24 protein-coding genes are annotated in these 26,308 nt (G+C 61.6%); 9 read left to right on the top strand and 15 right to left on the bottom strand.

What is annotated here, in order from left to right:
• Positions 1 to 35: 35 nt before the first annotated feature.
• Positions 36 to 1,052 (bottom strand): hypothetical protein, encoded by a 1,017-nt coding sequence (locus tag HFC70_RS12955; RefSeq protein ID WP_168473675.1) that lies wholly within the window; start codon positions 1,050 to 1,052, stop codon positions 36 to 38.
• Between the two features lie 160 nt (positions 1,053 to 1,212).
• Between HFC70_RS12955 and HFC70_RS12950 the strand changes: the two genes are divergently transcribed.
• On the top strand, positions 1,213 to 2,913 hold the full coding sequence (locus tag HFC70_RS12950; RefSeq protein ID WP_168473674.1) for a hypothetical protein: 1,701 nt from the start codon (positions 1,213 to 1,215) through the stop codon (positions 2,911 to 2,913).
• A 15-nt stretch (positions 2,914 to 2,928) separates the two neighbouring features.
• On the opposite strand, the gene HFC70_RS12945 is transcribed toward HFC70_RS12950, so the two are convergent.
• Complete coding sequence (locus tag HFC70_RS12945; protein ID WP_168473673.1) at positions 2,929 to 3,567, bottom strand: response regulator transcription factor; 639 nt, start codon at positions 3,565 to 3,567, stop codon at positions 2,929 to 2,931.
• Positions 3,564 to 5,552 (bottom strand): PAS domain-containing sensor histidine kinase, encoded by a 1,989-nt coding sequence (locus HFC70_RS27270; RefSeq protein ID WP_210259253.1) that lies wholly within the window; start codon positions 5,550 to 5,552, stop codon positions 3,564 to 3,566. The genes HFC70_RS12945 and HFC70_RS27270 overlap by 4 nt, the downstream gene beginning before the upstream one ends.
• A 228-nt stretch (positions 5,553 to 5,780) precedes the next feature.
• Here HFC70_RS27270 and HFC70_RS12935 point away from each other — a divergent pair, with 228 nt between their 5' ends.
• The 3 genes from HFC70_RS12935 to HFC70_RS12930 all read left to right on the top strand — a co-directional run bounded on the left by HFC70_RS12935 (position 5,781) and on the right by HFC70_RS12930 (position 8,935).
• A complete protein-coding gene (locus HFC70_RS12935) occupies positions 5,781 to 6,773 on the top strand; it encodes a TRAP transporter substrate-binding protein (protein ID WP_168473782.1) in 993 nt (330 codons plus the stop codon).
• A 194-nt stretch (positions 6,774 to 6,967) separates the two neighbouring features.
• The gene (locus HFC70_RS26955; protein ID WP_246735758.1) at positions 6,968 to 7,609 is read left to right on the top strand and encodes a TRAP transporter small permease; all 642 of its coding nucleotides are present in this window, start codon (positions 6,968 to 6,970) and stop codon (positions 7,607 to 7,609) included.
• Positions 7,610 to 7,612: 3 nt separating this feature from the next.
• Positions 7,613 to 8,935, top strand: coding sequence for a TRAP transporter large permease (locus HFC70_RS12930; RefSeq protein WP_246735757.1), 1,323 nt, complete (start codon positions 7,613 to 7,615; stop codon positions 8,933 to 8,935).
• Between the two features lie 6 nt (positions 8,936 to 8,941).
• Here HFC70_RS12930 and atzF read toward each other — a convergent pair whose 3' ends face one another.
• Genes atzF through HFC70_RS12890 form a run of 8 tightly spaced genes read right to left on the bottom strand, consistent with a single transcriptional unit; the run spans position 8,942 to position 17,267 of the window.
• Positions 8,942 to 10,747: an allophanate hydrolase gene (gene atzF / locus HFC70_RS12925; RefSeq protein WP_168473672.1), complete on the bottom strand. Its 1,806-nt coding sequence runs from the start codon at positions 10,745 to 10,747 to the stop codon at positions 8,942 to 8,944.
• Between the two features lie 2 nt (positions 10,748 to 10,749).
• Positions 10,750 to 11,097: a cupin domain-containing protein gene (locus HFC70_RS12920; protein ID WP_168473671.1), complete on the bottom strand. Its 348-nt coding sequence runs from the start codon at positions 11,095 to 11,097 to the stop codon at positions 10,750 to 10,752.
• Positions 11,090 to 11,758, bottom strand: coding sequence for a cysteine hydrolase family protein (locus HFC70_RS12915; protein WP_168473670.1), 669 nt, complete (start codon positions 11,756 to 11,758; stop codon positions 11,090 to 11,092). The genes HFC70_RS12920 and HFC70_RS12915 overlap by 8 nt, the downstream gene beginning before the upstream one ends.
• The gene (locus HFC70_RS12910) at positions 11,758 to 13,305 is read right to left on the bottom strand and encodes an ABC transporter ATP-binding protein (protein ID WP_168473669.1); all 1,548 of its coding nucleotides are present in this window, start codon (positions 13,303 to 13,305) and stop codon (positions 11,758 to 11,760) included. The genes HFC70_RS12915 and HFC70_RS12910 overlap by 1 nt, the downstream gene beginning before the upstream one ends.
• On the bottom strand, positions 13,302 to 14,000 hold the full coding sequence (locus tag HFC70_RS12905) for a cysteine hydrolase family protein (RefSeq protein ID WP_168473781.1): 699 nt from the start codon (positions 13,998 to 14,000) through the stop codon (positions 13,302 to 13,304). The genes HFC70_RS12910 and HFC70_RS12905 overlap by 4 nt, the downstream gene beginning before the upstream one ends.
• A gap of 30 nt (positions 14,001 to 14,030) precedes the next feature.
• The gene (locus tag HFC70_RS12900; protein ID WP_168473668.1) at positions 14,031 to 14,957 is read right to left on the bottom strand and encodes an ABC transporter permease; all 927 of its coding nucleotides are present in this window, start codon (positions 14,955 to 14,957) and stop codon (positions 14,031 to 14,033) included.
• Positions 14,958 to 14,970: 13 nt separating this feature from the next.
• Positions 14,971 to 16,104: an ABC transporter permease gene (locus HFC70_RS12895; RefSeq protein ID WP_168473667.1), complete on the bottom strand. Its 1,134-nt coding sequence runs from the start codon at positions 16,102 to 16,104 to the stop codon at positions 14,971 to 14,973.
• Between the two features lie 23 nt (positions 16,105 to 16,127).
• Complete coding sequence (locus HFC70_RS12890; protein ID WP_168473666.1) at positions 16,128 to 17,267, bottom strand: BMP family ABC transporter substrate-binding protein; 1,140 nt, start codon at positions 17,265 to 17,267, stop codon at positions 16,128 to 16,130.
• Between the two features lie 339 nt (positions 17,268 to 17,606).
• On the opposite strand from HFC70_RS12890, the gene HFC70_RS12885 reads away from it, so the two are divergent.
• A complete protein-coding gene (locus HFC70_RS12885; protein WP_168473665.1) occupies positions 17,607 to 18,305 on the top strand; it encodes a GntR family transcriptional regulator in 699 nt (232 codons plus the stop codon).
• Positions 18,306 to 18,727: 422 nt separating this feature from the next.
• Complete coding sequence (locus tag HFC70_RS12880) at positions 18,728 to 19,516, top strand: SDR family oxidoreductase (RefSeq protein ID WP_168473664.1); 789 nt, start codon at positions 18,728 to 18,730, stop codon at positions 19,514 to 19,516.
• 45 nt (positions 19,517 to 19,561) lie between these two features.
• On the opposite strand, the gene HFC70_RS12875 is transcribed toward HFC70_RS12880, so the two are convergent.
• Genes HFC70_RS12875 through HFC70_RS12865 form a run of 3 tightly spaced genes read right to left on the bottom strand, consistent with a single transcriptional unit; the run spans position 19,562 to position 22,937 of the window.
• A complete protein-coding gene (locus HFC70_RS12875; RefSeq protein ID WP_168473663.1) occupies positions 19,562 to 20,779 on the bottom strand; it encodes a cyclopropane-fatty-acyl-phospholipid synthase family protein in 1,218 nt (405 codons plus the stop codon).
• On the bottom strand, positions 20,776 to 21,579 hold the full coding sequence (locus HFC70_RS12870; RefSeq protein ID WP_168473662.1) for a DUF1365 domain-containing protein: 804 nt from the start codon (positions 21,577 to 21,579) through the stop codon (positions 20,776 to 20,778). Before HFC70_RS12870 ends, HFC70_RS12875 begins: the two co-directional genes overlap by 4 nt.
• Positions 21,576 to 22,937: an NAD(P)/FAD-dependent oxidoreductase gene (locus HFC70_RS12865; protein ID WP_246735756.1), complete on the bottom strand. Its 1,362-nt coding sequence runs from the start codon at positions 22,935 to 22,937 to the stop codon at positions 21,576 to 21,578. The genes HFC70_RS12870 and HFC70_RS12865 overlap by 4 nt, the downstream gene beginning before the upstream one ends.
• Positions 22,938 to 23,190: 253 nt before the next feature.
• Here HFC70_RS12865 and HFC70_RS12860 point away from each other — a divergent pair, with 253 nt between their 5' ends.
• Genes HFC70_RS12860 through HFC70_RS12850 form a run of 3 tightly spaced genes read left to right on the top strand, consistent with a single transcriptional unit; the run spans position 23,191 to position 24,870 of the window.
• Entirely contained in the window at positions 23,191 to 23,745 is a 555-nt protein-coding gene (locus HFC70_RS12860) for a sigma-70 family RNA polymerase sigma factor (RefSeq protein ID WP_246735755.1), read from the top strand.
• Positions 23,742 to 24,431, top strand: coding sequence for a ChrR family anti-sigma-E factor (locus tag HFC70_RS12855; RefSeq protein WP_168473659.1), 690 nt, complete (start codon positions 23,742 to 23,744; stop codon positions 24,429 to 24,431). Before HFC70_RS12860 ends, HFC70_RS12855 begins: the two co-directional genes overlap by 4 nt.
• 34 nt (positions 24,432 to 24,465) lie before the next feature.
• Positions 24,466 to 24,870 (top strand): DUF2177 family protein, encoded by a 405-nt coding sequence (locus tag HFC70_RS12850; RefSeq protein ID WP_168473658.1) that lies wholly within the window; start codon positions 24,466 to 24,468, stop codon positions 24,868 to 24,870.
• Positions 24,871 to 24,879: 9 nt separating this feature from the next.
• Here the strand turns inward: HFC70_RS12850 and HFC70_RS12845 are convergent, their stop codons facing one another.
• Positions 24,880 to 26,292: a short-chain fatty acyl-CoA regulator family protein gene (locus HFC70_RS12845; RefSeq protein ID WP_168473657.1), complete on the bottom strand. Its 1,413-nt coding sequence runs from the start codon at positions 26,290 to 26,292 to the stop codon at positions 24,880 to 24,882.
• Positions 26,293 to 26,308: the final 16 nt, after the last annotated feature.

Genomic DNA, 26,308 nt, shown 5'->3' with positions numbered 1-26,308 from the left:
ATCTTTGCGGGTGGGAAGCGCGCCACCCTCATAGCTTAGTTCGAAGCGGCCTGGCGGAACCGGACATATCGGTCGCCAAGCCCCGGCGACAGTCGCTCGACCAACGCAAGGCATTGTTCGAAGACAGCCGAAAGATCTGCCGTTCGACCGATGGCCTCGGCAATCCCCGGAACGTCAGCATCATATGCCTGGGGTTCCGCCTTGACCTTGCGCAGGAATGTGGCGAGGGCAATTCGGGCATTCATGGCCTTGGCATTGTGGCGCATCGGCATCGTGAGCGGCAGGAATTGTGCTTCCAGGAAACAATCGACATCAAGGAAGCGCAGCAGGGCGGTGTAGTGTTCGGCCTCGTCGCGAAGGCCGACCTGACGATACAGCAGGGCTTTGGTATCCGCCAACCTCTGTGTCGTCGCCCAGCGACCCAGATCGTATCGGTAGACCGTGGCGGGATCGTACAGGACCCGACCGCCGGCGATCAGGGAAAAGCTGAGGGACCAGTCGCAGTATCCGCCCCGCGTCGGATGATGGTCCACGAAAAGCCGAAAAAGTTCGCGAAACGGCTCGGTCCGGTAAAGGCTGTAATAGATCGAATTGTTGCCTTTGGTCTTTTCGTTATACTCCAGCAGCCGCTCCCCGGCATCCACCGACGAGATGGCGAACCGCTCCGTCTGGATGACGCCTTTTTCAATCGTCCAGATATGCGTCCGTGGGCGCAACGCGATGACGTCTGCAGGAAGCTCGGAAAGGTCGGTTCGCGGCTCTCCGTCGAGCAGGTAGATCTCGTCATCGTCTCCCATCGGCATCAGAAACGGTGTCTCCACCTGCGCCAGGGCCGTCATGTGATTGAGCAGGGCATCGTCGTTCGGCGGAACCACATAGGTCATCCGCGCCGAGCAATGTTCGAAATGCCGGCGCTTTTCCGGATCGCCGGAATTGTCTGAGAGGATGAACCGGCAATCCGCCTTTTCCGCATAGCGAAGCGCACTTTCTATGGCGCTGCGCGACGCTTTGAAATTGCGGTTGCTGGGCATGAAAATGGACAGTTGCGTCATGGAATTCCGTTCTGCCGAGAGGGCCTTGTCGCATCCGATAGCGCGGCGCGATTGACCCGAGCTTGCGTGTTTGCGTTAATCTATCCAGCCCTGAACCAGTCTCTCCGTCTAACGACGAAGAAATGGCCTTCAATTCATGTGTCTCAGGACGACAATCCGCATGGCAAGACCCATCGACAAAGTGCTTCTGAGCTACAGGGCCGAGCGATATGACGACGCCTTGGCCGCCTTGCTGCCGCTGCTCAGAACATCGAAACCCGTGCTGGAGATGATGCTGCTGGCGGCGCAATGCTACAGCAAGACCAAGCAGAATGCCGAGGCCGCGAAGTGGTATCTCAAGGCGGCCGAAGTGCCGGGGCCCAAGCAGGCTATGCTGCGAGCGCTTGCCGCCGAACTGCTGCAGCAGCTGGACGAATCGCTGGCGGCGCTCACCGCGGCAAGACAGGCGGCAAAGTCGGTCGAATTCGATCGTGAAGCCGAAGCATCCTTCCGGCGCTGCCTGCACAAGTCCCTGAGCCTCGACGAGACGCTCATGGAGAATCAGCGGTTCCTCGATCTGCTGCGAGCCGGCGACGAGCGTTATTTTTCGGTCGAGCAACCCTTCAACAACATTTCCTGGTGTGCGGACGAAAGCCTGAACGCGCGCATGACCTATGTGCACAATGCCAGCGCCTTCACCGCAGACACCAAGCAGGCACGGCGGACATATCCCCACGCTTTCGCCAATAAGATCCGCATCGGCTATCTCTCGTCGGATTTCAGCGATCAGCACGCGACCATGCGCCTGTTCCAGAGCGTGATCCTTGGCCATGATCGGCAGAGGTTCGAGGTGACCCTGTTCTGCAATACCAACGAAGAGATGATCAGGAACGATCGCGGCCTGCGGCAAACCTATCCCAATCTCGTGCAGATCGGTCATCTCGAGGACCAGGAGGCGGCAAAGCTGATCCGCAGCCATGGGGTTGATATCCTGGTCGACCTGAAGGGCCACACGAAAGGCGCACGCATCGGCGTGATCAATATCGGCGGCGCGCCGATCCAGGTCGCCTATCTCGGCTATCCCGGTTCCGGCACCGGCATCGACTGCGATTATGTCATCGGCGACCGGATCGTCCTGCCGGCCGAAAGCAGGCCGTTCTATCACGAAAAATTCTGCCTTCTGCCGGACAGCTACCAGGCCAACGACAATATTCATCGGTCGCGCCCACAAGCAGCCAGCCGCGCGTCACTCGGCCTTCCCCAGGATCGCCCGATCCTCGCCGCCTTCAACGTGACGCGCAAGATCACGCCGCAGACGGCCACGCTTTGGGCCGAAATCCTGCGTAGGGCGCCGAGAAGCCTGCTGTGGATCCTGTGCTCGGATCGTTTTGCCCGGGACAATTTCCTGAAATGGATATCCGAAGAGGGCATTGCCCGCGAACGGGTGATCTTTGCCGACCGCGCCGACTATGCCGAGCACATTGCCCGTCTCCCGGCGGCCGATATCGGCCTGGACACCTTTCCCTATAACGGCCATACGACGACCTCGGACCAGCTTTGGGCCGGCCTGCCGGTGCCGACCTACAAGGGCAGCCATTTCGCATCGCGTGTGACCGAGAGCCTTCTCACCGCTGCCGGCATTACGGAACTGGTTGCGGAGGATGCAAGGTCCTATGTCGATCTGTGCGTGTCCCTCATAGAGGACCGGCCGCGTCTTCAAGCCGTCCGGGAGAAATTGGGCGCCCAGCGTGCCACCTGCCCGCTGTTCGACACGATGCGCTTCACACGCCACCTGGAAACGGCATTCCAGATCATGGTCGAGCGTGAGCGCGCCGGTCTTGCCCCCGACCATTTTGCGGTGCCGCCCTTGCCGGACAGCTGATCGCGAAGCGCTCGCTCAGCCCGGCAGTTCGATACCGTGCGAGGCAAGAGTCGCCGCCAGTTCCACCGCGTTGCGCGCCTGCATCTTCGACAGCACGCGGGCGCGATGCACCTCGACCGTGCGCATCGAGATCGAAAGCGCATCGGCAATCTGCTTGTTGAGAAGCCCTGCCATCAAAAGCCGCAGCACGTCCACTTCGCGGGCCGACAGCAATTGCAGCCGGCTTTCAAAGACCGCTCGTTCACGATCTTCCGACATTAGCCCGAAATGGCTCTTCAGGCAGTCGACCACCGTATCGACCAGCAGGTTGTCGTTGAACGGTTTTTCTATGAAGTCGGCAGCACCCGTCTTCAGCGCCTCCACCGCAACCGGCACATCGCCGTGTCCGGTGAGAAAAATAACCGGTGCCTTGCTGCCGACAGCTTTGAGCCGGCTAAAGGTTTCCAGGCCTGACAAGCCTCCCATGCGCATGTCGAGAATGATGCAGCCGAAGCTTTCCAAGGGAAGGGCGGCGAGCAGGTCTTCTCCGCTCTCAAAGGACACGGCCCGCATCTGTCGGGACATGAATAGGAAGGACAGCGAATCGCGGATGGCCGGATCGTCATCGACCAGGTAGACGACGGCATCCTTCAGGAAGGGCAGGGTGTTGATCATTGCGCGGCCACCTCCTGTTCCACCGGCACGGGCAGCAGGATGGAGAAAATGGTGCCGCCGCCGGGATTGGGTCGGTGGGTCAGCCGACCGTGATGCAGTTCGATGATGGTGCGGCAGATATTGAGCCCCATGCCCATGCCGTCGGCCTTGCTGGTGACGAAGGGCTCGAACAGCCGGCCGGCCACCGTCGGTGCAATGCCGGGTCCGCGGTCGCGGATTTCGATCACCTGGTTGGCCCCGCTTTCGCTCAGCTCCACCTCGAGCTTGATGCGTCGCGTCGAAAGGCCGGCCATGGCCTCCATGCCATTGCGCATCAGGTTGATCATCACCTGTTCCATGAGAATGCGGTCGGCGCGAACCGGCGAGAGGCCCTTCTGCGCGACGATGGTGATGACGGCATTGTGGTTGCGGGCATCCGCCTGCAGGAAGGAGGCGGTATCGTCGATGACCGAGGCCAGGCAGATATCCTCGAAATTCGGATCGCGCTTGCGCACGAAGTCCTGGATGCGCCGGATGATCTGCCCGGCCCGCGCCGTCTGCAGGGACAGCTTCTCGATGGCAGGGATCACCGCCTCCTTGGTCGTATCGGGCGCGCGCAGCAGATTGAGCGATCCCGCCGCATAGCTGGCAACGGCTGCCAGCGGCTGGTTCAGCTCATGGGCCAGGGAAGAGGCCATTTCGCCCAGCGTCACCAGCCGGCCGGTGCGCTGCAGGTTTTCGGCCTGCACCCTTGCCAGTTCGGCCGCCTTCTTCTGGTCCGATATGTCGATGATCGACCCCATCCAGCCGCGATGCTGGCCATTCGCGTCGATCAGCGGCGCCTCGAAGACCTGCACTTCCAGTTCCTGCCCGTCCTTACGGCGGAAGCAGGTCTCGAAACTCTGGATCCGGAGGCCGCCGCGTTTCAGTGCGTCGTGCCGGGCCAGCGTCTCGTTGATCCGGTCCTCCCGCCAATACGGCATCGGGGGTCGGTGTCCGGTCAATTCTTCCGAGGTAAACCCGGTCATCTGGCAAAAGGCATTGTTGACATAGAGGATCGTGCCGTCGTGATCGCGCGCCCTGAGGCCGACGGTCAGGCTTTCTTCCATCGCCCGCCGAAATGCCATTTCGGAGCGCAGGCGCATTTCCGCCGATCGGCGTTTCCGCGTGTTGCCATAGAGCACGATGAGCGAGAACACGGCGAACAGCGCGAGGCCAAGGATGGCCGAGATCAGCAGGTTGTTGGAGAAATTGCCGCTGATGCGATAGGGCGAGATCGCCAGCCAGGCCCCTGCCAGGGGTGGGTCGAAGCTGATCTTGTGGGTGAGGTCAGCACCGGCAGGTTCGACGCGCGCCTTTTCGGTCAGGACCTTGTTGTCGAGATCGACAAGCTGAACGGCATATTTTTCGGTGATCCACCAGGGGATCTGCCGGGCGATCAGGGATTTGATCGAGACGGTGGCCGAAATTCGTCCGCCGCCATCGTCTATTGCCATGGAAATGTCGGCGCGAAGGTCGCCGCCGGCCTCGTAGAGCGGACCATAGATCGGCCGGGCCGTGGCTGTCTGGGGCCGTGCTCCGGTCGCGGGTTGAGGAGCGGACGACATCGCCTCGACGCTTTCCGGCACGGAAAACACAGCATTTCCTCCGGCATCAAACACGGCGATCCGCAGCACTTCCGGATTGTTCTGCAGATGGATTCGAGCCCGGTCCTTCAACTGCTGCAGGCTGATCTGGTGATGGCCGTGGTCGAGCGCCAGCCGGGCAACCGCATCCTCGTCGATCGACAGCTGGAAGCGCAAGGTCTGCTCGACCCACAGCGCGTCGGAAATCAGCGTGGTGCGGATGCGCTCGCCCTCATTTCGGTCGAGCACCCAGAGCAGCACGGTAATCATGGCCGTCAGCACGACAATCGCTACCAGCGGAATGACCTGGAGAAGGTCATATCGGCGCGCGCCGCTGGTGAGCGGCTCCGAATTATCTGGCCCTTGAGCATCAATGTTCACGACTGAATCTTGCGCCTCCTTCGCAAATTCAAAGAGACCACCCTTGTGTCTCGCACGAAACGCAACTCCCGACACCTATGGCAGGAATGTGGAAATCCACAATAGCGCCATATTTTACGAAAGCCTATGACGCTTGCCAGTCCCGGGTGGTGGAGAAGCGGAGCTTATCGTCCGTTGTGGCCCGGTCGACAACTGGAGGAGAAAACCATGTTCACTCGTCGCACACTCATGCGCACGGCAGCAGCCCTCGCCGTTTCGACGTCATTCCTGGCCTCGGCCGCAAGCGCTGCCGATCCGATCATCATCAAGTTCAGCCATGTCGTGGCGCCTGATACGCCGAAGGGCAAGGGCGCCGACAAGTTCAAGGAACTTGCGGAGAAATACACAAGCGGCGCCGTCAAGATCGAAGTCTACCCGAATTCGCAGCTCTACAAGGACAAGGAAGAACTGGAAGCCCTGCAGCTCGGCGCCGTGCAGATGCTGGCCCCGTCGCTGGCCAAGTTCGGCCCGCTGGGCTTGAAGGATTTCGAAGTCTTCGACCTTCCCTATATTTTCCCTGACTACGATGGCCTGCACAAGATCACCTATGGGCCGATCGGCAAGGAACTGCTCGACAAGCTCGGTGAAAAGGGCATCCAGGGGCTGGCCTTCTGGGACAATGGCTTCAAGATCATGAGCGCCAACAGCCCGTTGCATACCTCGGATGATTTCCTGGGCCTGAAAATGCGCATCCAGTCGTCCAAGGTTCTCGAGGCAGAAATGAACGCACTCGGCGCCGTGCCGCAGGTCCTGGCCTTCTCCGAAGTTTACCAGGCCCTGCAGACCGGCGTTGTCGACGGCACGGAAAACCCGCCGTCCAACATGTATACCCAGAAAATGCATGAGGTGCAGAAGCACGCCACGATCTCCAACCACGGCTATCTTGGCTATGCGGTCATCGTGAACAAGAAATTCTGGGACGAACTGCCGGCCGATGTACGCGGCAATCTCGAAAAGGCGATGACCGAAGCGACTGAATACGCCAACGGCATTGCCAAGCAAGAAAACGAGAAGGCGCTCGAGGCCATGAAGGCAGCCGGCAAGACCGAGTTCCACGAGATGACCGCTGACGAGCGGGAGTCCTGGCGCAAGGCCCTGTTGCCCGTCCATGACGAAATGGGCGAACGCATCGGTGCCGAACTCGTCAAGCGCGTTCAGCAGGAAACCGGTGCCGTCAACTAAGGCGCTCTGATCCGGGTGCTGCGTCCAAAGGGGTGCAGCACACCCATCGGATGTCTGGCGTTTTCGCTGTGCGGAGACGCATCGCCGACCCGAATGCCGGGCCTGGAGCCCCCGCCTTTTCAAAACAGCACCGTGCCGTCGTTCGCCTCCATGCGTGGCGACGCCCAACCGTCACAATTAAGGGATTGTCTCCCATGCTTCGAATTCTAGACAGGCTCGAAGAGGTCCTGATCGCCTCGCTGATCGCAGCGGCAACCTTGATCATCTTTGCCGCCGTTGCCCACCGCTATACGCTTGGCATCTTCGCCGACATGGTGAACTTCTCGCGTGCCCACGAACTGACCTGGCTGATGGGATTTTCGCGGACGCTCTATTTCGGATTGCGATCGGTCAATCTGGTCTGGGCGCAGGAACTCTGCATCATCCTCTTCGTGTGGATGGCGAAATTCGGCGCGGCCTATGGCGTTCGCACCGGCATCCATGTCGGCATCGACGTGATCATCAACATGCTGGAGCCCAAAAGCCGGGCCAGAATGGTTCTGTTCGGCCTGCTGGCCGGCGCGCTGTTTACCGGCATCATCGCTTCGCTCGGCGGCAATTTCGTCTTCCACATGTACCATACCTCGGCCATTTCGCCGGATCTCGAACTGCCGATGTGGCTCGTATACCTGGCCATTCCGCTCGGTTCGGGTCTGATGTGCTTCCGCTTCCTGCAGGTCGCCTGGAGTTTCTGGCACACTGGCGAATTGCCTCATCACGATCACGGCCATGTCGATGGCGTGGATGAAGAGGCCGAGGCCATTATCGCCAGCCCGCTGACTGCGAAGGATCACTGAGCCATGACCGCGACCCTTATCTTTGGCGGGTTGATCGCCCTGATGCTCACCGGCATGCCGATCTCGATCGCACTCGGCCTGACCGTTTTGACCTTTTTGTTCACCATGACCGCGGTGCCGATCGATACCGTGGCGTTGAAACTCTTCACCGGCATCGAGAAATTCGAGATCATGGCGATCCCGTTCTTCATTCTGGCCGGCAACTTCCTGACCCATGGCGGCGTCGCCCGACGGATGATCAATTTTGCCACGTCCATGGTCGGCCATTGGCATGGTGGCCTCGGTCTGGCCGGCGTTATCGCCTGCGCCCTGTTCGCCGCCGTTTCCGGCTCCTCTCCGGCAACCGTCGTTGCCATCGGTGCCGTCATCCTGCCGGCCATGCAGCGCCAGGGTTTCCCCAAGCAGTTCGGTGCGGGCGTCATCACCACGTCGGGAGCGCTCGGCATCCTGATCCCGCCGTCGATCGTCATGGTCATGTATTCGGTCGCCACGTCAGGCATGCAGGCAACCGGGCCCGACGGCCAGATCGTATCCTCCGCCTCGGTTGGCGAACTGTTCATGGCCGGCGTTATCCCCGGGCTGATCCTCGCCTCGCTGCTGGCGGCCACCACCTGGTGGCGCGCCTACAAGTTCGGCTATCCGCGCCTTGCCCGGGCCAACTGGGTCCAGCGCTGGCAGGCCTTCCGCAAGGCGGCCTGGGGCCTGCTGCTGATCATCATCGTCATCGGCGGCATTTATTCGGGCCTCTTCACGCCGACCGAAGCGGCCGCCATGAGCGCGGTCTATGCCTTCATCATCGCCGTCTTTGTCTACAAGGACCTGAAGTTCTCGGATCTGCCGCGCGTGCTGCTGCAATCGGCCAATATGTCGGCCATGCTGCTCTACATCATCACCAATGCCGTGCTGTTCTCGTTCCTGATGACCCATGAGAACATTCCGCAGGCATTAGGCGAATGGATGGTCAGTTCCGGCCTGAACTGGTGGATGTTCCTGATTGCCGTCAACATCCTGCTGCTGGCCGCCGGCAATTTCATGGAACCCTCCTCGATCGTGCTGATCATGGCGCCGATCCTCTTTCCCGTGGCTGTCCGTCTCGGTATCGATCCGGTCCACTTCGGCATCATGATCGTCGTCAATATGGAGGTCGGCATGTGCCATCCGCCCGTCGGCCTCAATCTCTATGTGGCCTCGGGCATTACCAAGATGGGTATCACAGAGCTGACGGTGGCCGTCATGCCCTGGCTATTGACCATGCTCGCCTTCCTGGTAGCCGTCACCTACATCCCGGAAATCTCGCTCTTCCTGCCGCGAATGCTGGGCATGTAATGGCCATCAGGCGGCAAGACTCTGCATATAGGCCCGCCAGCCGCCATAGTCGGTAATATCCTTCGCGCCGTCGAGCGCGAAGGGCTCGACCAGAAACCCCTTGGCGCTGGTTCCGTCACAAAGCAGGACGGTGCCGATGCCAAGCGGTGATGGAATGGCGGCGACGAAGCGGCCAAAAGCTTCCGCCGTCAATTGCCAGATTTCGACATCGATTGCCTCTCCACCCTTGTCGGACCGCACTAGGCCCGGCTTGGGCGGCACCTGTCCGGCCAGCGCAAAAAGCCGATAGGCCTCGGCCGTCTTGGTGGCCCGCCGGAACCGGGCATCAAGGTCGCGCAACTGGACATTCAGCGGCATGCCGGAGAGATGGGCGCCGACAACCACGAGATCGACAAGCGCTTCGCCGGCAGGGGCCGCAACGGGACCGCGGACCGGCGGCTGTGGCCAGCCGGTAGCGCCCAGCGATAGTCGGCTTACGGCATGCAGATCGTCGGCCAGCGAGGCGACCAGTCCGTCCTTGCCGGAGGGTGCCAGTAGCGTGACGCTTGCCGGCAACCCGTCGATGCGCGTTCCGGTCGGCACAGCCATGCCGCACATATCAAGCAGATTGACGAAATTGGTATAGGTGCCGAGCCGGGAATTCTCGCGGATCGGTTCGGCATCGAGATCGGATAGCGTGTAGTGGCGCGGCGCGGTGGGCACGCAGATCAGATCGACCGAGGCAATTAGCGGTGCCAGCTTCGATTTCAGGGCCTGCAGCGCATAAAGGCCGGAAAAGGCGTCGGCCGCGGTCAGTGATTTCGCCCCGCCATAGATCTTGCGCGTCACGGGATGGAAGCTGGCCTCGTGCGCGTCGAAGAAGTCCTTCACCGCGACGTAACGCTCGGCCACCCAGGCACCTTCGTAGAGAAGATTTGCCGTGGCGTAGAAATCGGCAAACGGCAGTTCGACGAGCCGATGTCCCATCGCCTTTAAGGTGTTGAGCGCATCGTCATAAGCCTGCTCCATGGCCGCATCGCCAAAGAACTGCCGGTCGGCTTTTTCAGGCACGCCGATGGTCATCACCGGCGGCGCGGCGCCGTAGCCGACAGGCGGAATGGCTTTTGAATAGGCGTCCTGCGGGTCCGGCCTTGCCACGATCTCGAACACCCGCCAGGCATCGTCCACCGTCAGTGCAAAGATCGAGACGCAATCGAGCGTGCGGCAGGCCGGGATGACGCCGGTGGTCGACAGGGCGCCGACGCTTGGTTTCAACCCGACGATATTGTTGAGGCCGGCCGGAACGCGCCCCGATCCGGCCGTATCCGTGCCGAGCGCAAAGCTGACGATCCCTTGTGCCGTGGCGACCGCCGAGCCGGAACTCGAGCCGCCGGGCACCAGCGAGGCGTCGATGGCGTTGCGGGGTACCGCATGCGGCGTGCGCACGCCGACAAGGCCCGTGGCGAACTGGTCGAGATTGGTCTTGCCGATGACAAGCGCTCCCGCGGCCTTCAGGAGCGCGACGACGGTCGCATCCGCGGATGGCAGATAGCCGTAGTCCGGGCAGGCCGCGGTGGTGGGCATGCCGGCGACGTCGATATTGTCCTTGACGGCAAAGGGTATGCCCCAGAGCGGTTGCGCCACGGGATCGAAGGCGCCAAGCGCTGCGGCCTGGACCAGCAGATCGGACTTTTCCGCCAGATGCAGGAAAATGCCGGGATCGTTCACCGCGGCGATGCGGGCAAAGACCGTCTCGATCATCGTCTTGACTGTCCATCCCGTTTCATAGGCCGCATGCAGCGAAGCGATGTCGAAAGCCTGTCCGTCAGTCATCATCAGTGTCCCTCGAGAATTGTCACCGGCCGGTCCCACTGGATCAGCACGACGCAGCCGGTGTCGCTCCAGACGGAGTGTTCGGTGCCGATCGCATTGACCACCAGCGAGCCGACCCCATAGTCGCCCGTCTCGTCCGACTGGGTGCCGTGCAGCACGACGATGGTCTCCAGCCCTTCGTGGCGATGGCGCGGAACGCCAGCGCCGGCCTCGTATTTCAAAAGCGCCACGCCCGGCTGGTCGTCGATAAACGGCTTGATCCAGTGGATCGTCACGCCGTCGCGAAAGGGGCCGAAGTCCAGATCCTTCCAGCCGCCGCCGGTGAGGTTTTCGCGGGTCGTCTCAGGCATGCGGCAATCCTTCCAGCAGGTCGTCGAGATGGGCGGTCCAGCCGACAATGCCGCCCTGCGCCCGGATCATCGCGATGGCCGCGGTCTTGAACTCGGGAAAATAGCTCTCCGTCGCCTCTTCGATCAGCAGGCATTCATAGCCTCGATCATTGGCCTCGCGCATCGTCGTCTGCACGCAGACCTCGGTGGTCACGCCGGCAAACACCAGTTGGCTGATGCCGCGCTCTTTCAGAATCTCACCAAGCGGCGTGGCATAGAAGGCGCCCTTGCCGGGTTTCTCGATGACGATCTCGCCTTCGATAGGCGCCAGTTCGGCCAGAATGGCGGTGCCGGGCTCCCCGGCAATGAGGATGCGCCCCATTGGCCCCTGGTCGCCGATCCTGAGGCTCGGATTGCCGCGATCGCGTTTGGCCGGCGGCAGATCGGAGAGATCCGGCCGATGGCATTCCATCGTGTGGATCACCGGTAGTCCGGCCTTGCGAAAGCCGTCGATCAGCCTCTTCACGTCAGGCACGATCTTGGTCACCCGGCTCACGTCATTGCCAAGGCTGGCGCCAAAACCGCCCTCCTCGGCAAAATCGCGTTGCATGTCGATGACGACGAGCGCCACCGCATCCGGTTTCAGGGGGAAAGCAAAGGGGAGTGCTGCAATCTCCACCATCAGTGATGCCCCGCCATATGGGCACCGATCACAGCGATATCGGCTTCGCGCGCCGGTGTGTCGTAAACCAGTTTGCCGTCCGACATCACCATGATCCTGTCCGACATTTCCATCAACTCGTCGAGGTCCTCCGAGATCAGCAGCACCGCCGTGCCGGCATTGCGCGCCTTCATGATCCGGGCGCGGATTTCCGCAACAGCGGAGAAATCCAATCCGAAGCAGGGATTGGAGACGATCAGCAGATCGACATCACCGGTCAGTTCACGGGCCAGCACGGCGCGCTGCACATTGCCGCCCGAGAGAGCTGCGATCGGCGAGGCCGGCGAGGCGGTCTTCACCTTGAAATCGGCAATCAGCGCCTGGCCCCGTTTGCGCATGCTGCGCCCGTCGAGCCACAGGGCATCGCTTCCCGAGGGCTTGATGTCGAAGGTGCGAAAGGCAAGGTTCTCGGTCACCGTCATTTTCGGCGCGCAGGCATTGGCAAGCGGCTCTTCGGGAATGAAGCGTACATTGTTGTCGCGCGTCTCGGCCCGCGTCGCGCCATAGCGTTTGCCCTTGACGATGACTTCGCCGGCTTCCAGCGGCCGCTGTCCGGCCAGCATTTCCGCCAGTTCCTTCTGGCCATTGCCGGAAATGCCGGCAATGCCAACGATTTCGCCGGAATGTACCACCAGTCCGTCGACATCGATCGATTTCAGGCCCGATCGGTCGGCAGCTCTCGCATTCTCGACCGCAAGCACGCGGGCAGCCCCCTCGGAAACCGGTAGCCGGGTATCGAGTTCGGCCAGCTTGACGTCGCCGATCATCATCGCCGCCATCTCCTTTGTGGTCAGATCCGCCACCTTGCCGCCGCCCATGTATTTGCCGCGTCGCAACACCGAGACGGCATCAGCAAACTTGGTGACCTCATGGAACTTGTGGCTGATCATCAGGACGGTGAGTTCGCCGCTCTGCGTCAGGCCGCGCACCAGGCCCAGCATGTCGTCGGCTTCGGCCGGCGTCAGTACGGATGTCGGCTCATCAAGGACCAGAAAGCGTCGCCCGAGATAGAGCTGCTTGATGATTTCCAGCTTCTGCTTTTCGCCGGCCGCCAAGTCGTTGACCGGTCGATCGAGCGGAATGTCGAAGGGCATGGTCTCCATGAAGGCAGCAAGCGCCTTTCGCTCCCTGGCCCAGTTGATGACGGCGGGCACGTCGGTGCGGCTGATCACCAGGTTCTCCGCCCCCGTCAGCGACGGCACCAGCGTGAAATGCTGATAGACCATGCCGAGCCCATGGGTGGCCGCGTCGCGCGGCGAGGCGATCGCCACTTCGCGGTCGTCCACCTGCAATTGGCCGGATGTCTGACGGTAGAAGCCCATGATGCATTTGACCAGTGTTGACTTGCCAGCGCCGTTTTCGCCGAGCAGGGCATGGAACGACCCGGCCGGCACCTTGATCGAGACATTGTCGAGCGCGGTGAACGAGCCGAAGCGCATGGTCATGCCGACCGTCTCGATGCCGACGGCGGGAATGGTCTTTGCCTGAGGAATATCGCCGATGATCATGGCAGCTGCCTCACGAGCGTCGCGGAATTGGAGACCGAGCCGAACACGCCGCCCTGCATCTTGACCATCTTGATTGCCGCCAGGTGATTGCCGTAGTCGGTCGCGCCGCAGCAGTCTTCGAGCAGCAGGCATTCGAAGCCACGGTCATTGGCCTCGCGCATGGTCGTCGACACGCAGACATCGGTGGTGATGCCGGTCAGGATGATGTTCTCGATGCGCTTCTGGTTGAGGATCAGCTCAAGATCTGTGGCGCAGAACGACCCCTTCCCCGGTTTGTCGATGATCGTTTCGCCGGCAATCGGATAGAGATCCTCGATGATGTCCCAGCCCGGCTCGCCACGCACGAGAATGCGGCCGCAGGGTCCGGCATCGCCGATACCGGCACCGATACGCTGCGAGCGCCAGCGCTTGTTGGCCGGCAGGTCGGCCAGATCAGGCCTGTGTCCCTCGCGGGTGTGGATGATGTGATAGCCCTTAGCGCGCATCGCCGTGAGCACCGCCTTGATCGGTTCGATAGGCGCCTGCACCAGCGACAGGTCGTAACCCATATGGTCGACATAACCGCCCTTACCGCAGAAATCGGTCTGCATGTCGATGATGATCAGCGCCGTATTGTCCGGCCGCAGCTTGCCGTTATAGGGCCAGTTGTATGGATCGGCGTCGATGGTGTGGAGCGTCTGTCCGCTCTCGGCCATGGGTGCGAGACTGTTCATCGGGCAAGGCTCCTATTTCGTCAGGGACAGAGCGCCGGGGGCACCGGCAAGCGAACGGGTGGGCGACGAGGTGGCGATCATGATGACCAGCGTCATCACGTAAGGGGCTGCGTAGAAGAGGTAATAACCTTCCGAGACGCCGACTGATTGCAGGGCCGGCCCCAGCGCGCCGGCGCCGCCGAACAGCAGGGCGGCCAGAAAACAGCCGATCGGGTTCCAGCGGGCAAAGATCACCAGCGCCACGGCCATCAGGCCCTGGCCCGACGAGATGCCTTCGTTCCAGGAGCCGGGATAAAACAGCGAGAGATAGGCGCCGCCGACCGCCGCAAGCGCCCCGCCGACCGCCGTGGCGATCAGACGTATGGTGTCCGGGTTGAGGCCCATGGCGCGGGCAGCATCCGAACTATCGCCGACCACCCGCAGGATGAGGCCGATGCGCGTGTTCTTCAGCGCCCACCAGAGGAAGACCGCCAGCAGTCCGCCGATGATGAACAGGACGTTGATGTTGAGGGCTGCTTGCACCTGCGGCAGCGACGACCAGCCGCCGAACGACAGCGACGGCAGTTTCGGTGCCGAGGGCTGGATGAACGGCTTGCCGAGGAAGAAGGCAAGGCCGAGCCCGAATTGCATCATGGCAATGCCGATGGCGATATCGTTGACCTTGGGGAACTTGCAGATGAAACCGTGGATCAGGCCGAACACGGCGCCGGCCGCCATGGCCGCCAGAACGCCGAGCCAGGGGGACTGGGTCATCACCGCCACCCCATAGGCCGCCATCGCCCCGAATACCAGCGTACCTTCCAGGCCAAGATTGATGCGGCCCGAACGCTCGGTGATCGCCTCGCCGAGACTGACGAAGATGAAGGGCGTGGACACCCGGATGGCGCCGGCAAACACTGCCAGCGGTACGCCCCAGAAACCGATGCTCGTGTCTTCCATCGTGGTCTCCCTTTCAGAGATTGGGTCTTTTCCAGAGGTCGGGATTGAATATCTTGAACCGCCCGAACAGCGTTTCGCAGGTGAGGATCACGACGAAGAGCGTGCCTTGCAGAACGAGGACCGTGGCGTCAGGCAGGCCCATGCGCCGCTGGATCAGCCCGCCCGATGCATCGATGCCGCCGAGCAGAATAGCGACCGGAATGATGGCGAGCGGATTGTGACGGGCCAGAAAGGCAACCAGGATGCCGGTATAGCCGTAACCCGCGGCAAGCGAGGCATTGGCGGAGCCCTGCACGGCAGCCACCTCGATCATGCCGGCAAGGCCTGCAAAACCACCGGCCAGTGCGGTGAAGCCGACGATCAGCCGGCCGACCGGCAGGCCCTGGATTTGCGCGGCGCGTACATTGCCGCCGGCAATGCGCGCCGCAAAACCAAAACTGGTGGCCTCGATCAGCACCCAGGAGAGAATGCAGGCCACCACGCCGATCGCCAGCCCCCAGTTGACGTCCATGCCGGGAATATTGCCGAGCATGTAGTCCGGCGGCAATGGGGCGGTTGAAGGCTTGTTGAGGCTGGCCGGGTCGCGAAGCGGGCCTTCGATCAGATGGTTCATCAGCGCGATGGCGATATAGGCAAGCAGCAGCGAGGCGATGGTCTCGTTGACGCCGCGATAGTGGCGCAGCAGACCGGAAAGTCCGATCCATATCCCGCCGACGATCATTCCGGCCATGCCCATCGCCAGCCAGACGAGGGCAGCCGGCAAGGTTCCGACCAGGGGCAGGGCGACGGCGGCTCCCGTCAGACCGCCCAGCACCACCGCCCCCTCTGCGCCGATCACCACCAGGCCAAGCCGGGCCGGCAGGGCAACGCAAAGGGCGGTAAGCAACAGCGGCGCGGCACGGCTCAACGTGTTCTGGATGGAAAACCAGCTGCCGAAGCCACCGGCATACATCAGCTGGAACAGCTGCAGCGGCGATTTGCCGACCGCGGCGATGAACACCGAGAACAGCGCCAGGCCGATGACGATCGCAAACAGCGCGATCGCCACCGGTTCGGCCCGCCGCGCCAGCCATTCCAGAAGGGGCCGGATGGCTCCGGCCCGATCCGCCATCGGAGGCAGTATGGGCATGTTTGCTTCGATGGTCATAGTCCCGCCGCTCCCTTAAAGGTTCAAGAGGTTGATCCGACAACGCCCTCGACGAGATAGCCCATGCTTTCGAGTTCGATTGCGTCCTCGACCAGGTCGGCCGTCACCACGACTGCGCCCTTGTTGTCCTTCATGCCGCTCTTGAAGACCGAGAAGCCGCCCTTCATCATCTCGGCTTGCGTCGCCTCGAACTTGGTACGGGCCTCGGTCGAGACGGCCGGACCGAGCGGGCTCATCTTGACGAAGCCGTCCTTCAGTCCGCCGCGCACGAAATTCCCGAGCGCTTCGCCGGCCTGCGCCTTCTTGACGAAATCGCTGTAGACGTTGCCCCAGGCCCATTCGGCGCCGGTCAGATATTTCTCTGGGGCGAGCGGGCTCTGGTTGGCGTGATAGCCGCAGATGAAGGCGCCGCGCCCGGCGGCGGTCTCCACCACGACCTTCGGGCTGTCGACATGGCAGGTGATGACATCGGCACCCTGGTCGATCAGCGCATTGGTGGCTTCGGCCTCCTTGACGGCCAGCGACCATTCGCCGGTGAAGATCACCTGGCAGGTGATGGCTGGATCGACGGAGCGGGCGCCGAGCAGGAAGGAATTGATGTTCTGCAGCACCTGCGGGATCGGCTTGGCGGCCACGAAGCCAATTTTCTTGCTCTTGCTGGCATAGCCGGCAGCAATGCCGTTCAGGAACTGGCCCTGGCCGATATAGCCGAAATAGGAGCCGGTATTGGCCGGGTGCGTGCCTTCCTTCCACATGCCGCCGCAGTGGCGGAACTGCACGTCGGGATACTTCTTGGCCATATCCAGCATATGGGGGTCGAAATAGCCGAACGAGGTCGGGAAGATCAGCGATGCGCCATCGAGATTGATCATTGATTCCATGGTCTTCTGCACATCGACCGTCTCCGGCACGTTCTCTTCCTCGACGACCGTCACGCCCTCGAGAGTTTTCAGAACCGCCGCGCCTTCGGCATGCGCCTGGTTGTAGCCGTAGTCGTCCTTTGGTCCGACATAGATGAAGCCGACGGTAAGCGCTGCCTGCGCTGCGGCCGGAGAAACGAGGAGGCCCGGCGCCAGGCCGGCAATCGCAGCGCCTGCCGCCGTGGAGGCAAGAAAGCAGCGGCGGGAAAGGTTTTGGTTGGACAGGGAAAGGAGTTTGGTCATCGGAATGCTCCTTGGCGGCGGCACCGGGCCGGTTTCAACTGGGTACAGAAAAAAGTGTATGCAATACGCATGCCACTCTTTAATCAACTGAAAAATATGAGTTAAATGAATTCTCGTTCTCTGCTGTGAGAAAGTGCATGCAGTTTTATAAGCCATTTGATGAAAATAAATGCAAAGAGCAGTTTTTAGGCCTTAGAGAGTACCAAGCGCGGTCTTCCTCCGAAGAATCGATGTTCCCAGCTGTAAATCTGTGAATCTTTTCAGCTCATTGTCAGGCCGATTTGACTTGTGGTGATGGGAAATGCATCTGTATGCAAGTTGCAAACCCATGAGTCGCGTGTGAAGCAGGTAAGAAAAAGAGAGATCGTCCGGGCCGGCACGACAGTCGAGCAGATGGTCCGTGCCATTGCCGATATGATCGTCACCGGCGCCATGCAGCCCGGCGACAGGCTGGACGAAATCTCGCTGGCCGGCCGTTTCGAAGTGTCGCGCACGCCGGTACGCGAAGCCCTGCGCCAGCTCTGCACAATGGGCCTGGTCGACCGCGAACCCAATCGCAGCGCCGTCGTTACCAATGTCACGGGGCGTTATCTCTCCTCGATGTTCGAGGCGATGGCCGAGCTTGAAGGCATCTGCGCACGGCTTTCGGCGGAGCGGATGACCGTGGATGAGCGCCATGCGCTGGAGCGCATGCATCGCGAGTCCATGCGCCTCGTCCATGCGGGGTCCGAGGAAGACTACGCCGCCCATAATATGGAATTCCACACCCGGCTCTATCGCGGCGCCCATAATGACCATATCTTCGAGCTGGTGACGCAGACGAGGTCAAGGCTGGCGCCGTTCCGCCGCGCTCAGTTTCGCATCGCCGGCCGTTTGGCGAAATCCTATGCCGAGCATGACGGCATCGTCATCGCCATCCTGCGCGGCGATATCCAGGCGGCCGGTCAGGCGGCTTACGCCCATGTCTCGATCGTCAGTGAGGCAAGCGCCACCTTCGTGCGCCCAGACGTGCCGGCTCCAAGCACAAAGGCCGGCTGAAGCCCTCCGGCAATCTTGATGCGTTTCAGCGCTTGCCTGCCGTTGGTCCGCGCACCAGCGGCAAGACAGATCCGGCGACCGATGATGCCTAGCCGGACGTCGTCCGCGTTATAGCGTTACGCAGCCGAAGCGCCTTTGGCCGCGGCAATGCCACGAGGGCGATACAAAATGTCGGGAGACGATATGTCGTCATTCTGGCTCCTCTGATGATCCGGTGACGGGTATTGATGCGTATTGCTGAAACGATACGCATGCCGTGCCATTCCGGATGCCGCAGCGATATCGTCTTGGGTATTCTCACCAACAAGGGAGCAGGCCGTGCAAGCATCTCAAGACATGACGTCACTGGGCGATAGCTATGGCACCCTTGTCATCGGCGCCTCCGGCGGCACGGCGCAGAACACCGCGGTGGTGACTAGATCATGAATGCCGAGCACGAAACGAAATCCCCGCTGGATAGGACCGGCAAGCTTGCCTGGATCACCGGTGCCAGCTCTGGTATCGGCCGGGCGCTGGCTCTAAGGCTGGTTCGCGACGGCTGGCGGGTCGCCGCCAGCGCCCGTAACGTCGAGGCGCTTGACGATCTGGTGCGCGAAGCGCCCGACAGGATTGCAAGCTATCCGCTTGATATCACCGACCCGGAGGCCGTGAAGGCTTTAACACAGGCCATCACTACTGTGATGGGGCCGATCGATCTGGCGGTCTTGTGTGCGGGCACCTATGCGCGCGACAGCGCCAGCCATTTCGATAGCCGGCAATTGGCCGGCATGGTCGAGCTCAATATCATGGGCACTGCCTATTGCCTGGAAGCGATGATCGGCAACATGGTGGGTCGCGGTTCCGGTCATATTGCCGTGGTCTCGTCGGTGTCGGGCTATGTCGGCCTGCCGGGTGCCGCGCACTATGGCGCGACCAAGGCGGCGCTGATCAACATGTGCGAGGCGCTCTATCCGGAACTGGAGGCCAAGGGCGTTCGCCTCAGCCTGGTCAATCCCGGCTTTGTGGAAACGCCGCTGACGGCCAGGAACGATTTTCCGATGCCGTTCCTGATCACCGCGGACGAGGCTGCCGATCACATTGCCCGTGGCCTTGCCTCCGGGCGGTTCGAAATCGCCTTCCCCTGGAAAATGGTGCTGTCGCTGAAGATCCTGCGGCTCCTGCCGCATCGCCTGCGTTTTGCGCTGACCCGGCGCATGCTGCGCAAGGACTGATGGTCCTAAAAGAGAGGCGGGACATATTGCCCGCCCCTTGAACCCCTATGCCTTGGCAAGTTCGAACTGCACCACATCCAGCCGCCCGCTGCGGAAGCCGGCCGCGCAATAGTGCAGGTAATAGCGCCACATACGGAAGAAGCGTTCGTCAAAGCCGAGCGGTGCGATCTTTGCCCAGTTGGCGATGAAGGCGCGGTCCCAGGCAAGCAGCGTGCGCTCGTAGTCCAGCCCGAAGCGGAAGGCCGATGTCACGCCGACGCCGCCGGCCGCAGCCGCCTTCTCGAACCCCGAGACAGACGGCAGCATGCCGCCGGGGAAGATATAGGTCTGGATGAAATCGGCATTGCGACGATAATGGTCGAACCGGTTGTCATCGATGGTGATGACCTGAACCATCGCCCGGCCCTTCGGCTCAAGCAGCCTATGAACCCGATCGAAATAGACCGGCCAGTTTTCCTCGCCCACCGCCTCGAACATCTCGATCGACACGATCTTGGAAAAATGCCCCTGGCAGTCGCGATAGTCCTCCAGCCTTATATCTGCCTTGTCGGCGAGCCCAGCCTTCTGCAGCCGGTCGCGGGCATAAGTCGCCTGCTCCCTGGAGAGCGTCAGCCCGGTGACGCGGCAGCCGGTGGTGCGGATCGCATAATCGGCAAACCCACCCCAGCCGCAGCCGATTTCCAGCACATGGTCGTTCGGGCCGATATTCAGAGCCTCGACGATCCGGGCATATTTGGCATTCTGTGCATCGGCCAGCGGCTGGCCGTCATGGGCATAGATGGCCGATGAATAGGTCATCGTCTCGTCCAGCCAATGCCAATAGAACTGGTTGCCGAGGTCGTAGTGAAAGGCAATGTTGCGCCGGCTGCCCGCCTTGGAATTGCGCCGCAGCTTGTGGCGTAGCAGTGCAAAGCGGCCCAGCAGCGCCGACGGCGCCATCAGCGAGCGCCAATGGGTTTCATTGGTGAGGACCAGTTGCAGGAAAGCACTGACATCGGGACTGTCCCAATCGCCGTCCATATAGGAACGCGCGAAACCAAGGCTGCCGCCCGTCACCATGCGGCGCACCGGTCGGGCATTGTTGAGCCGCAGCACGGCCGTCGGCCCGGCATGTCTGCCCTGGACCGTGTGCTCGCGGCCACCGGGAAAGACGATGGTCAACCGGCCATGGCAGAGGCGCTCCGCCCAGCGGCACATCAGCCTTTGCCAGAGCGGTGCGGCGCCCGCGATCAACGGCGAGGTCTGTTGTTCGGCATGGCTCATGTCGGCGTACTCCCGCTTTCAGTTCTCGGGGCAATGATGGAACTGGCAATGCGCTGGCTTGCTGCCTTGTGCCGGTAGAGCGGCACGCCCTTGAGCCAGAGGCGCAGGGCTTCCCAGTGAATGGCGCCCATGACCTTGAGGGTCATCAGCGGATAGGTGACAAGCGCTTTGAGCAACTGGCGGTCGGTCAGTTCACGTCTTTTGCCGGCAAAGGACGCATAGAGCAGCGGCCCTTCGCCATCGGCCTCGTTGATGCTGACCTGCACATGCTCGCCCGGCGGCGCGATCTTGAACTGGTAGCTGCAGTCCATCGGGATGAAGGGTGAGACATACATTTGCTTGGCGCAGCCGTGCTTGATGCTGCCATCGGCTTCGGCCGTGGCCGGGATGACATAGGTGTGCCGCTCGCCAAATGTATTGCAGACCTCATAGAGGATCGCTCGCAAGGCTCTGTCCGGCCCGTGGCAGAAATAGACCGTCAGCGGATTGAACACATAGCCGAAGATGCGTGGATAGCAGAGCACCTCGACCTGCAGTCCCTCGACACTGAGTCCGGCTTCCTGCAGGTGTCCGGCCACCCAGTCTTTCAGGTGTCCCGTCTCGCCCAGCCCGTGGTCGCTGTCGCGAAAGCCGAAAATCCCCCAGCGGTTATGGGAAAGCAGGCGCAGCGAGCCGTCGAGCGCCGGCAATTCATCGAGGTCGAGCAGCAGGCAGAAGACGCTATAGCGCAGCGTGTGCTGCCGCGGCTTGTGCCGGGCATGCACGACCTCTCCCATGTAAAGTGCCGAGTTCCGGGTCATTCTGCTGCCATCAGGTTGGGAAAGCGCGGCCCGAGATGAATACGTGCGGACTCATCCTTGACGGACCACGGCCGGCGAATGCCCGCCAGGCCTTCAGCCGCCGCAAGACCCGATTGCAGCCCGTCCTCGTGGAAGCCGGCGCCGAAATGCGCGCCGCAGAACCAGGTATTGTGCCGGCCCTGCAATTGCCAGAGCTGCTTCTGCGCTGCCATGGCCTTCTGGTCGAACAACGGATGGGCATAGTGAAACGTCCGGTGGATTTTGGTCGGATTGATGTCCCGCGACGGGTTGAGGGTGACGAACAGCGACATAGAGGAATCGATATTCTGAAGCTGGTTCATCCAGTAGGTGACGCAGAGCGGGCTCTGGCCGGACTGCTGATGCGCAGCGATATAGTTCCAACTGGCCCAGACCTGCCTGCGCTTCGGCATCAGGCGGATGTCGGAATGCAGCACGGCCGTATTGGGCGTGTAATCGAAGGCGCCCAAAAGCGCGCGTTCGCGCTGGTCCGCATCGCTCAGTAGTGCGAGAGCCTGATTGGCGTGGGTGGCGATGACGACGTCGCTATACAGATCGCTATGGCCATGGGTGTCGGTCACGGTCACGCGACCGCCGATGCGCGTGACGCTGGCAATCGGCGTGTTCCTGCGGACCGTGCCTTTGAAATCGGCCAGCAGCCGGCTGACATATTCGCGGCTCCCACCCCTGACGGTGCGCCATTGCGGGCGGTCTTTCAACACCACAAGACCGTGGTTGACGAAGAAGCGGATGAAGGCATGCAGCGGATAGCCGCGCATGTCGTCAGCCGAGGACGACCAGATCGCCGCCCCCATCGGCATCAGGTGGTCCTCGACAAAGGCCCGGCTGTAGCGGTTGGTCTCGAGATAATCGCCGATCGTTGCGGTTTCCAGATCTTTGCGCTCCAGAAGCCCAGGTGCTTGCTTGTAGAAGCGCAGGATATCCGACACCATGCGCCAGAAACGTGGGCGAAAGGCATTGCTGCGCTGGCCGAGCAGTCCGGACAGGCCGCAGCCCGAATATTCGAACCTTCCGTCATCAAGAGAGGCCGCGAAAGACATATTCGAGTCGTCGGTCGGCACGCCAAGATGTTTAAACAGCGCCACCAGATTGGGATAGTTGCGATCGTTGTAGACGATGAAACCCGTATCCACCGATATCACATCCAAACCAAAGCGAATGTCGACTGTATTGGCATGGCCACCCAGTCGGTCATCGGCCTCATAGAGCGTGACGTCGCAATGCCTGGACAGCAGCCAGGCGGCTGACAGGCCGGAAATCCCGGAGCCGATCACGGCCACTTTCCGTGCGCCTCTCGGGGCGAAGATGTCGTTGTCCAAGCCTGTTCTCCCCACGCACTTTTCGCTGTTGCTGGAGCTGAATACGCATCTTCCGGAGAAGCGGATTACTGGGTTGTTCATTTTTGATTGGGCCATGATCCAGCTTGCGCCGCGCCGCGTAATAGCCAGCATGACAATGACCATTTCCCTCCCGGCAGTTGAATGCCACAATGTATACAAAGCGATGGCCCAGGCTTCGACCCGGTCGCCAGGCAAGAATGCGGGCTGTCGAACCCGTTCGAACGGAATGGTCATGGATTTGGAAACAGAGGATATGTCCGCGCTGCTGGCCGCGGTCGGTCGCGACAGGAGCGTCGAGGCGTTTGAGAAATTGTTCCGCCATTACGGCCCGAGGGTGCGCTCCTATATGGCGCGGCAATCGCGCGACGGGCAGGCGGCAGAGGAATTGATGCAGGAAACCATGATGATGGTGTGGAACAAGGCCGCCTTGTTCGATCCGCAGCGCGGCAATGTCTCGGCCTGGATCTTCACGATTGCGCGAAACCTCAGGGTATCCGCCTATCGCAAGGATCGCCGGCCCGATTTCGATCCGAACGATCCGGCTTTCGTGCCGGATGACGAGCCGGCTGCCGACGTGCAGCTCGAAGACCGTCAGGAGGCCGAGCGCCTGCACCGCGCCATGCTGAGCCTGCCGCAGGAACAGCTTGATCTGTTGAAGCGCGCCTTTTTCAACGATGCCTCCCATAGCGCCATCGCCAAGGAACTCGACATTCCGCTCGGAACGGTGAAGTCGCGCATCCGCATGGCCTTTGCCAAGCTTCGTTCGGCTCTGGAGGATCACTCATGACGATCAACCATCACGTCAGCGACGAACTGCTGCTCGATTATGCCGCCGGCTCTTTGGCGGAAGGCTGGAGCCTTGCGGTTGCCACCCATCTGGCGCTTTGCCCGGCCTGCCGCCGGCGTTTGAAGGGCATGGAGGCGGCAGCCGGCATGCTGCTGGAAACCCTGCCCGCCGAAGTGGATACGGTTGCCGGCACCGATGCCGCATCCTGGGAGCAGATGAAGATCCGGATGCAGGGCGACGATAGGGATGTTGCAATTTCTGCGACCACCGCCAAGCCGAATCCGGCTACCGCCCCGCAAGCGCCGATGCTGCCGGAACCGCTGCGGTCCTATCTCGGCGGCGATGGGGCGAACTTGAAATGGCGACCCCTCGGCCGTGGCGCGTACCATATCCCGATCCGCACCCGGGATGGCGAGACCAGCGTGCGTCTGCTGCGCATTCCGGCCGGCAAGCCGGTGCCCGAGCATAGCCATGGCGGGCGCGAATTGACGCTGGTTCTGGCCGGCAGTTTCCGCGACGAAGAGGGCGAATTCCATCGCGGCGATATCGAGGAGGCCGATGAAACCCTGATGCACCAGCCGGTCGCCAACGAGGGCGAGGATTGCATCTGCCTGGCAGTCACCGATGCGCCGTTGAAATTCCGCAGCTGGCTGCTGCGGCTCGTGCAGCCCGTTCTCGGGATATGAGATCCGGCCGGCCTCAACAGCAGGAGCGACATCCGTGACGACCTATATCCTCGCCTATATCTCGACGGCTATCGTCTTCTTCGGGCTCGATTTCATCTGGCTGTCGCGGGTTGCCACAGGTTTCTACAAGTCGCGGATCGGCGATCTGATGCTGGCCCAGCCGAATCTTGTGGCGGCCGGGCTGTTCTATTTCTTCTACATTGCCGGCATCGTCTATTTCGCGGTGGCGCCGGCGTTGAGCGGCGGAAACTGGGTGAGTGCGCTGGTTTCCGGTGCCATTCTCGGCTTCATCGCCTATGGCACCTATGACATGACCAACCTATCGACCTTGAAGAACTGGTCGCTGTCGGTGAGCGTGGTCGATATGGCCTGGGGAACGGTGCTGACCGGTCTTGCCGCGACCGCCGGCTATCTCGTGACGTCGCGGCTGATGGCGTGACCTCAAGGGTCAGCCGAGGCGATAAGGCGTCGTCTCGCGCAGATCCTGGTTGATCAGCAGCCGGCGCTTGAACGGTGGCACGGCGCGGCTGGCACAATCCTCCCGCTCGCAGATGCGACAGGAAATGCCGATTGGATCGAAAGCCGGCTTGCTGGTGATATCGAGGTCGTCGGCATAGACGAAGTTTTCCGCATAGGTGATCTCGCAGCCGAACGACAGCGCGAAGCGCGGCTGCGCCGCCTTGAAGCCGCCCCAGCCCTTGCTCACCAGCGTCGCCAGACAGAGATAGCGCACACCATCGGGCGTTTCGGCCAATTGCCGGATGATGCGGCCCGGTGCCTCGAAAGCCTCGTGGGCATTCCACAGCGGACAGGCCGCCCCGAAACGGGCAAACTGCAGCTTGGCGGCGCTGTGCCGCTTGGTGATGTTGCCGGCCCGGTCGAGCCGCGCGAAGAAGATCGGTATGCCCTTCATCCCTGGTCGCTGCAAAGTGCTCAGGCGATGACAGATCTGCTCGAGCGAGGTTCCGAAGCGCACGGCGAGAAGCTCGATATCGTGGCGCAATTCGCGCGCTGCCGTCAGGAAACGGCGATAGGGCAGAAGCAGCGCGCCGGCGAAATAGTTCTGCAGCCCGATCCGACAGATATCGGCGGCTTCCTCGCTGCGCAGATTGGCGCTGCGCAAAACGGTTTCGATGACATCGGCCGCATGCAGTTGGGCGATCTGCACGGCGATCTGGAAGTTGCGGGTGGCCGGCGGCGCATAAGGGTTCAGCCGCAGGATGCGCGCCTTGGCATCGAAACGGCGGATCACGCCATCGCCGATCTCGGCGCGAGCGCAGCGCACCCCGTGCCGGTCTTCCAGATACCGCACCAGCAGCCCATGACTGTCGTCGTCGCCAAGCCCGAGGCTGGTTGCCAGGGCTTCGGCGGACAGGTCCAGCTCATGGATGTAATTATCGACGAAGTGGAAAAAATCCCGCACCTCTTCATAGGGCGTGACCTCGACCGGGCCGACCGGATTGCCGATCCGATCGTCATAGCTCGCCAATTGCTCGCTATTGCGCCGATAGGCCTGGTGGCAGGTGATCAGCGCATGGGCAAACCCCGGCGCATTCTGGGTCACCAGCTTCAACTCCTGCAGATTGGGCGAATAGGTCTCGAACAGCGGATCCGAAAGCGCTTCGGTCAGCGCCGACAGTAGCCGATCGTTCTGCCCTGACGACAGTGCTCCTATGTCGATCTGGAATTTTTCCGCCAGCGCCAGCAACACGGCGGCCGAAACCGGCCGCTGGTTATTCTCGATCTGGTTCAGGTAGCTGGTCGAAATGCCGATCTTCTCGGCAAACTGCGCCTGCGTCGCAAGGCTTGCCACCCGCAACTCGCGCACTTTTCGTCCGATGAAGAGTTTTCCGATTGCCATTCGCAAGTTCGCAATT

The organism is Agrobacterium sp. a22-2 (assembly GCF_012276985.1).
Lineage (GTDB): Bacteria > Pseudomonadota > Alphaproteobacteria > Rhizobiales > Rhizobiaceae > Allorhizobium.
The sequence above is the reverse complement of the archived record's forward strand: the minus strand, read 5'-3'. Positions and strand labels throughout refer to the sequence as shown.

What these genes read in the sequence shown, in the direction of transcription:
- HFC70_RS12955 (WP_168473675.1), bottom strand. Translation starts at nt 1,052, where the DNA reads ATGACGCAACTGTCCATTTTCATGCCCAGCAACCGCAATTTCAAAGCG.
- HFC70_RS12950 (WP_168473674.1), top strand. Translation starts at nt 1,213, where the DNA reads ATGGCAAGACCCATCGACAAAGTGCTTCTGAGCTACAGGGCCGAGCGA.
- HFC70_RS12945 (WP_168473673.1), bottom strand. Translation starts at nt 3,567, where the DNA reads ATGATCAACACCCTGCCCTTCCTGAAGGATGCCGTCGTCTACCTGGTC.
- HFC70_RS12935 (WP_168473782.1), top strand. Translation starts at nt 5,781, where the DNA reads ATGCGCACGGCAGCAGCCCTCGCCGTTTCGACGTCATTCCTGGCCTCG.
- HFC70_RS26955 (WP_246735758.1), top strand. Translation starts at nt 6,968, where the DNA reads ATGCTTCGAATTCTAGACAGGCTCGAAGAGGTCCTGATCGCCTCGCTG.
- HFC70_RS12930 (WP_246735757.1), top strand. Translation starts at nt 7,613, where the DNA reads ATGACCGCGACCCTTATCTTTGGCGGGTTGATCGCCCTGATGCTCACC.
- atzF (WP_168473672.1), bottom strand. Translation starts at nt 10,747, where the DNA reads ATGACTGACGGACAGGCTTTCGACATCGCTTCGCTGCATGCGGCCTAT.
- HFC70_RS12920 (WP_168473671.1), bottom strand. Translation starts at nt 11,097, where the DNA reads ATGCCTGAGACGACCCGCGAAAACCTCACCGGCGGCGGCTGGAAGGAT.
- HFC70_RS12915 (WP_168473670.1), bottom strand. Translation starts at nt 11,758, where the DNA reads ATGGTGGAGATTGCAGCACTCCCCTTTGCTTTCCCCCTGAAACCGGAT.
- HFC70_RS12910 (WP_168473669.1), bottom strand. Translation starts at nt 13,305, where the DNA reads ATGATCATCGGCGATATTCCTCAGGCAAAGACCATTCCCGCCGTCGGC.
- HFC70_RS12905 (WP_168473781.1), bottom strand. Translation starts at nt 14,000, where the DNA reads ATGGCCGAGAGCGGACAGACGCTCCACACCATCGACGCCGATCCATAC.
- HFC70_RS12900 (WP_168473668.1), bottom strand. Translation starts at nt 14,957, where the DNA reads ATGGAAGACACGAGCATCGGTTTCTGGGGCGTACCGCTGGCAGTGTTT.
- HFC70_RS12895 (WP_168473667.1), bottom strand. Translation starts at nt 16,104, where the DNA reads ATGACCATCGAAGCAAACATGCCCATACTGCCTCCGATGGCGGATCGG.
- HFC70_RS12890 (WP_168473666.1), bottom strand. Translation starts at nt 17,267, where the DNA reads ATGACCAAACTCCTTTCCCTGTCCAACCAAAACCTTTCCCGCCGCTGC.
- HFC70_RS12880 (WP_168473664.1), top strand. Translation starts at nt 18,728, where the DNA reads ATGAATGCCGAGCACGAAACGAAATCCCCGCTGGATAGGACCGGCAAG.
- HFC70_RS12875 (WP_168473663.1), bottom strand. Translation starts at nt 20,779, where the DNA reads ATGAGCCATGCCGAACAACAGACCTCGCCGTTGATCGCGGGCGCCGCA.
- HFC70_RS12870 (WP_168473662.1), bottom strand. Translation starts at nt 21,579, where the DNA reads ATGACCCGGAACTCGGCACTTTACATGGGAGAGGTCGTGCATGCCCGG.
- HFC70_RS12860 (WP_246735755.1), top strand. Translation starts at nt 23,191, where the DNA reads ATGGATTTGGAAACAGAGGATATGTCCGCGCTGCTGGCCGCGGTCGGT.
- HFC70_RS12855 (WP_168473659.1), top strand. Translation starts at nt 23,742, where the DNA reads ATGACGATCAACCATCACGTCAGCGACGAACTGCTGCTCGATTATGCC.
- HFC70_RS12845 (WP_168473657.1), bottom strand. Translation starts at nt 26,292, where the DNA reads ATGGCAATCGGAAAACTCTTCATCGGACGAAAAGTGCGCGAGTTGCGG.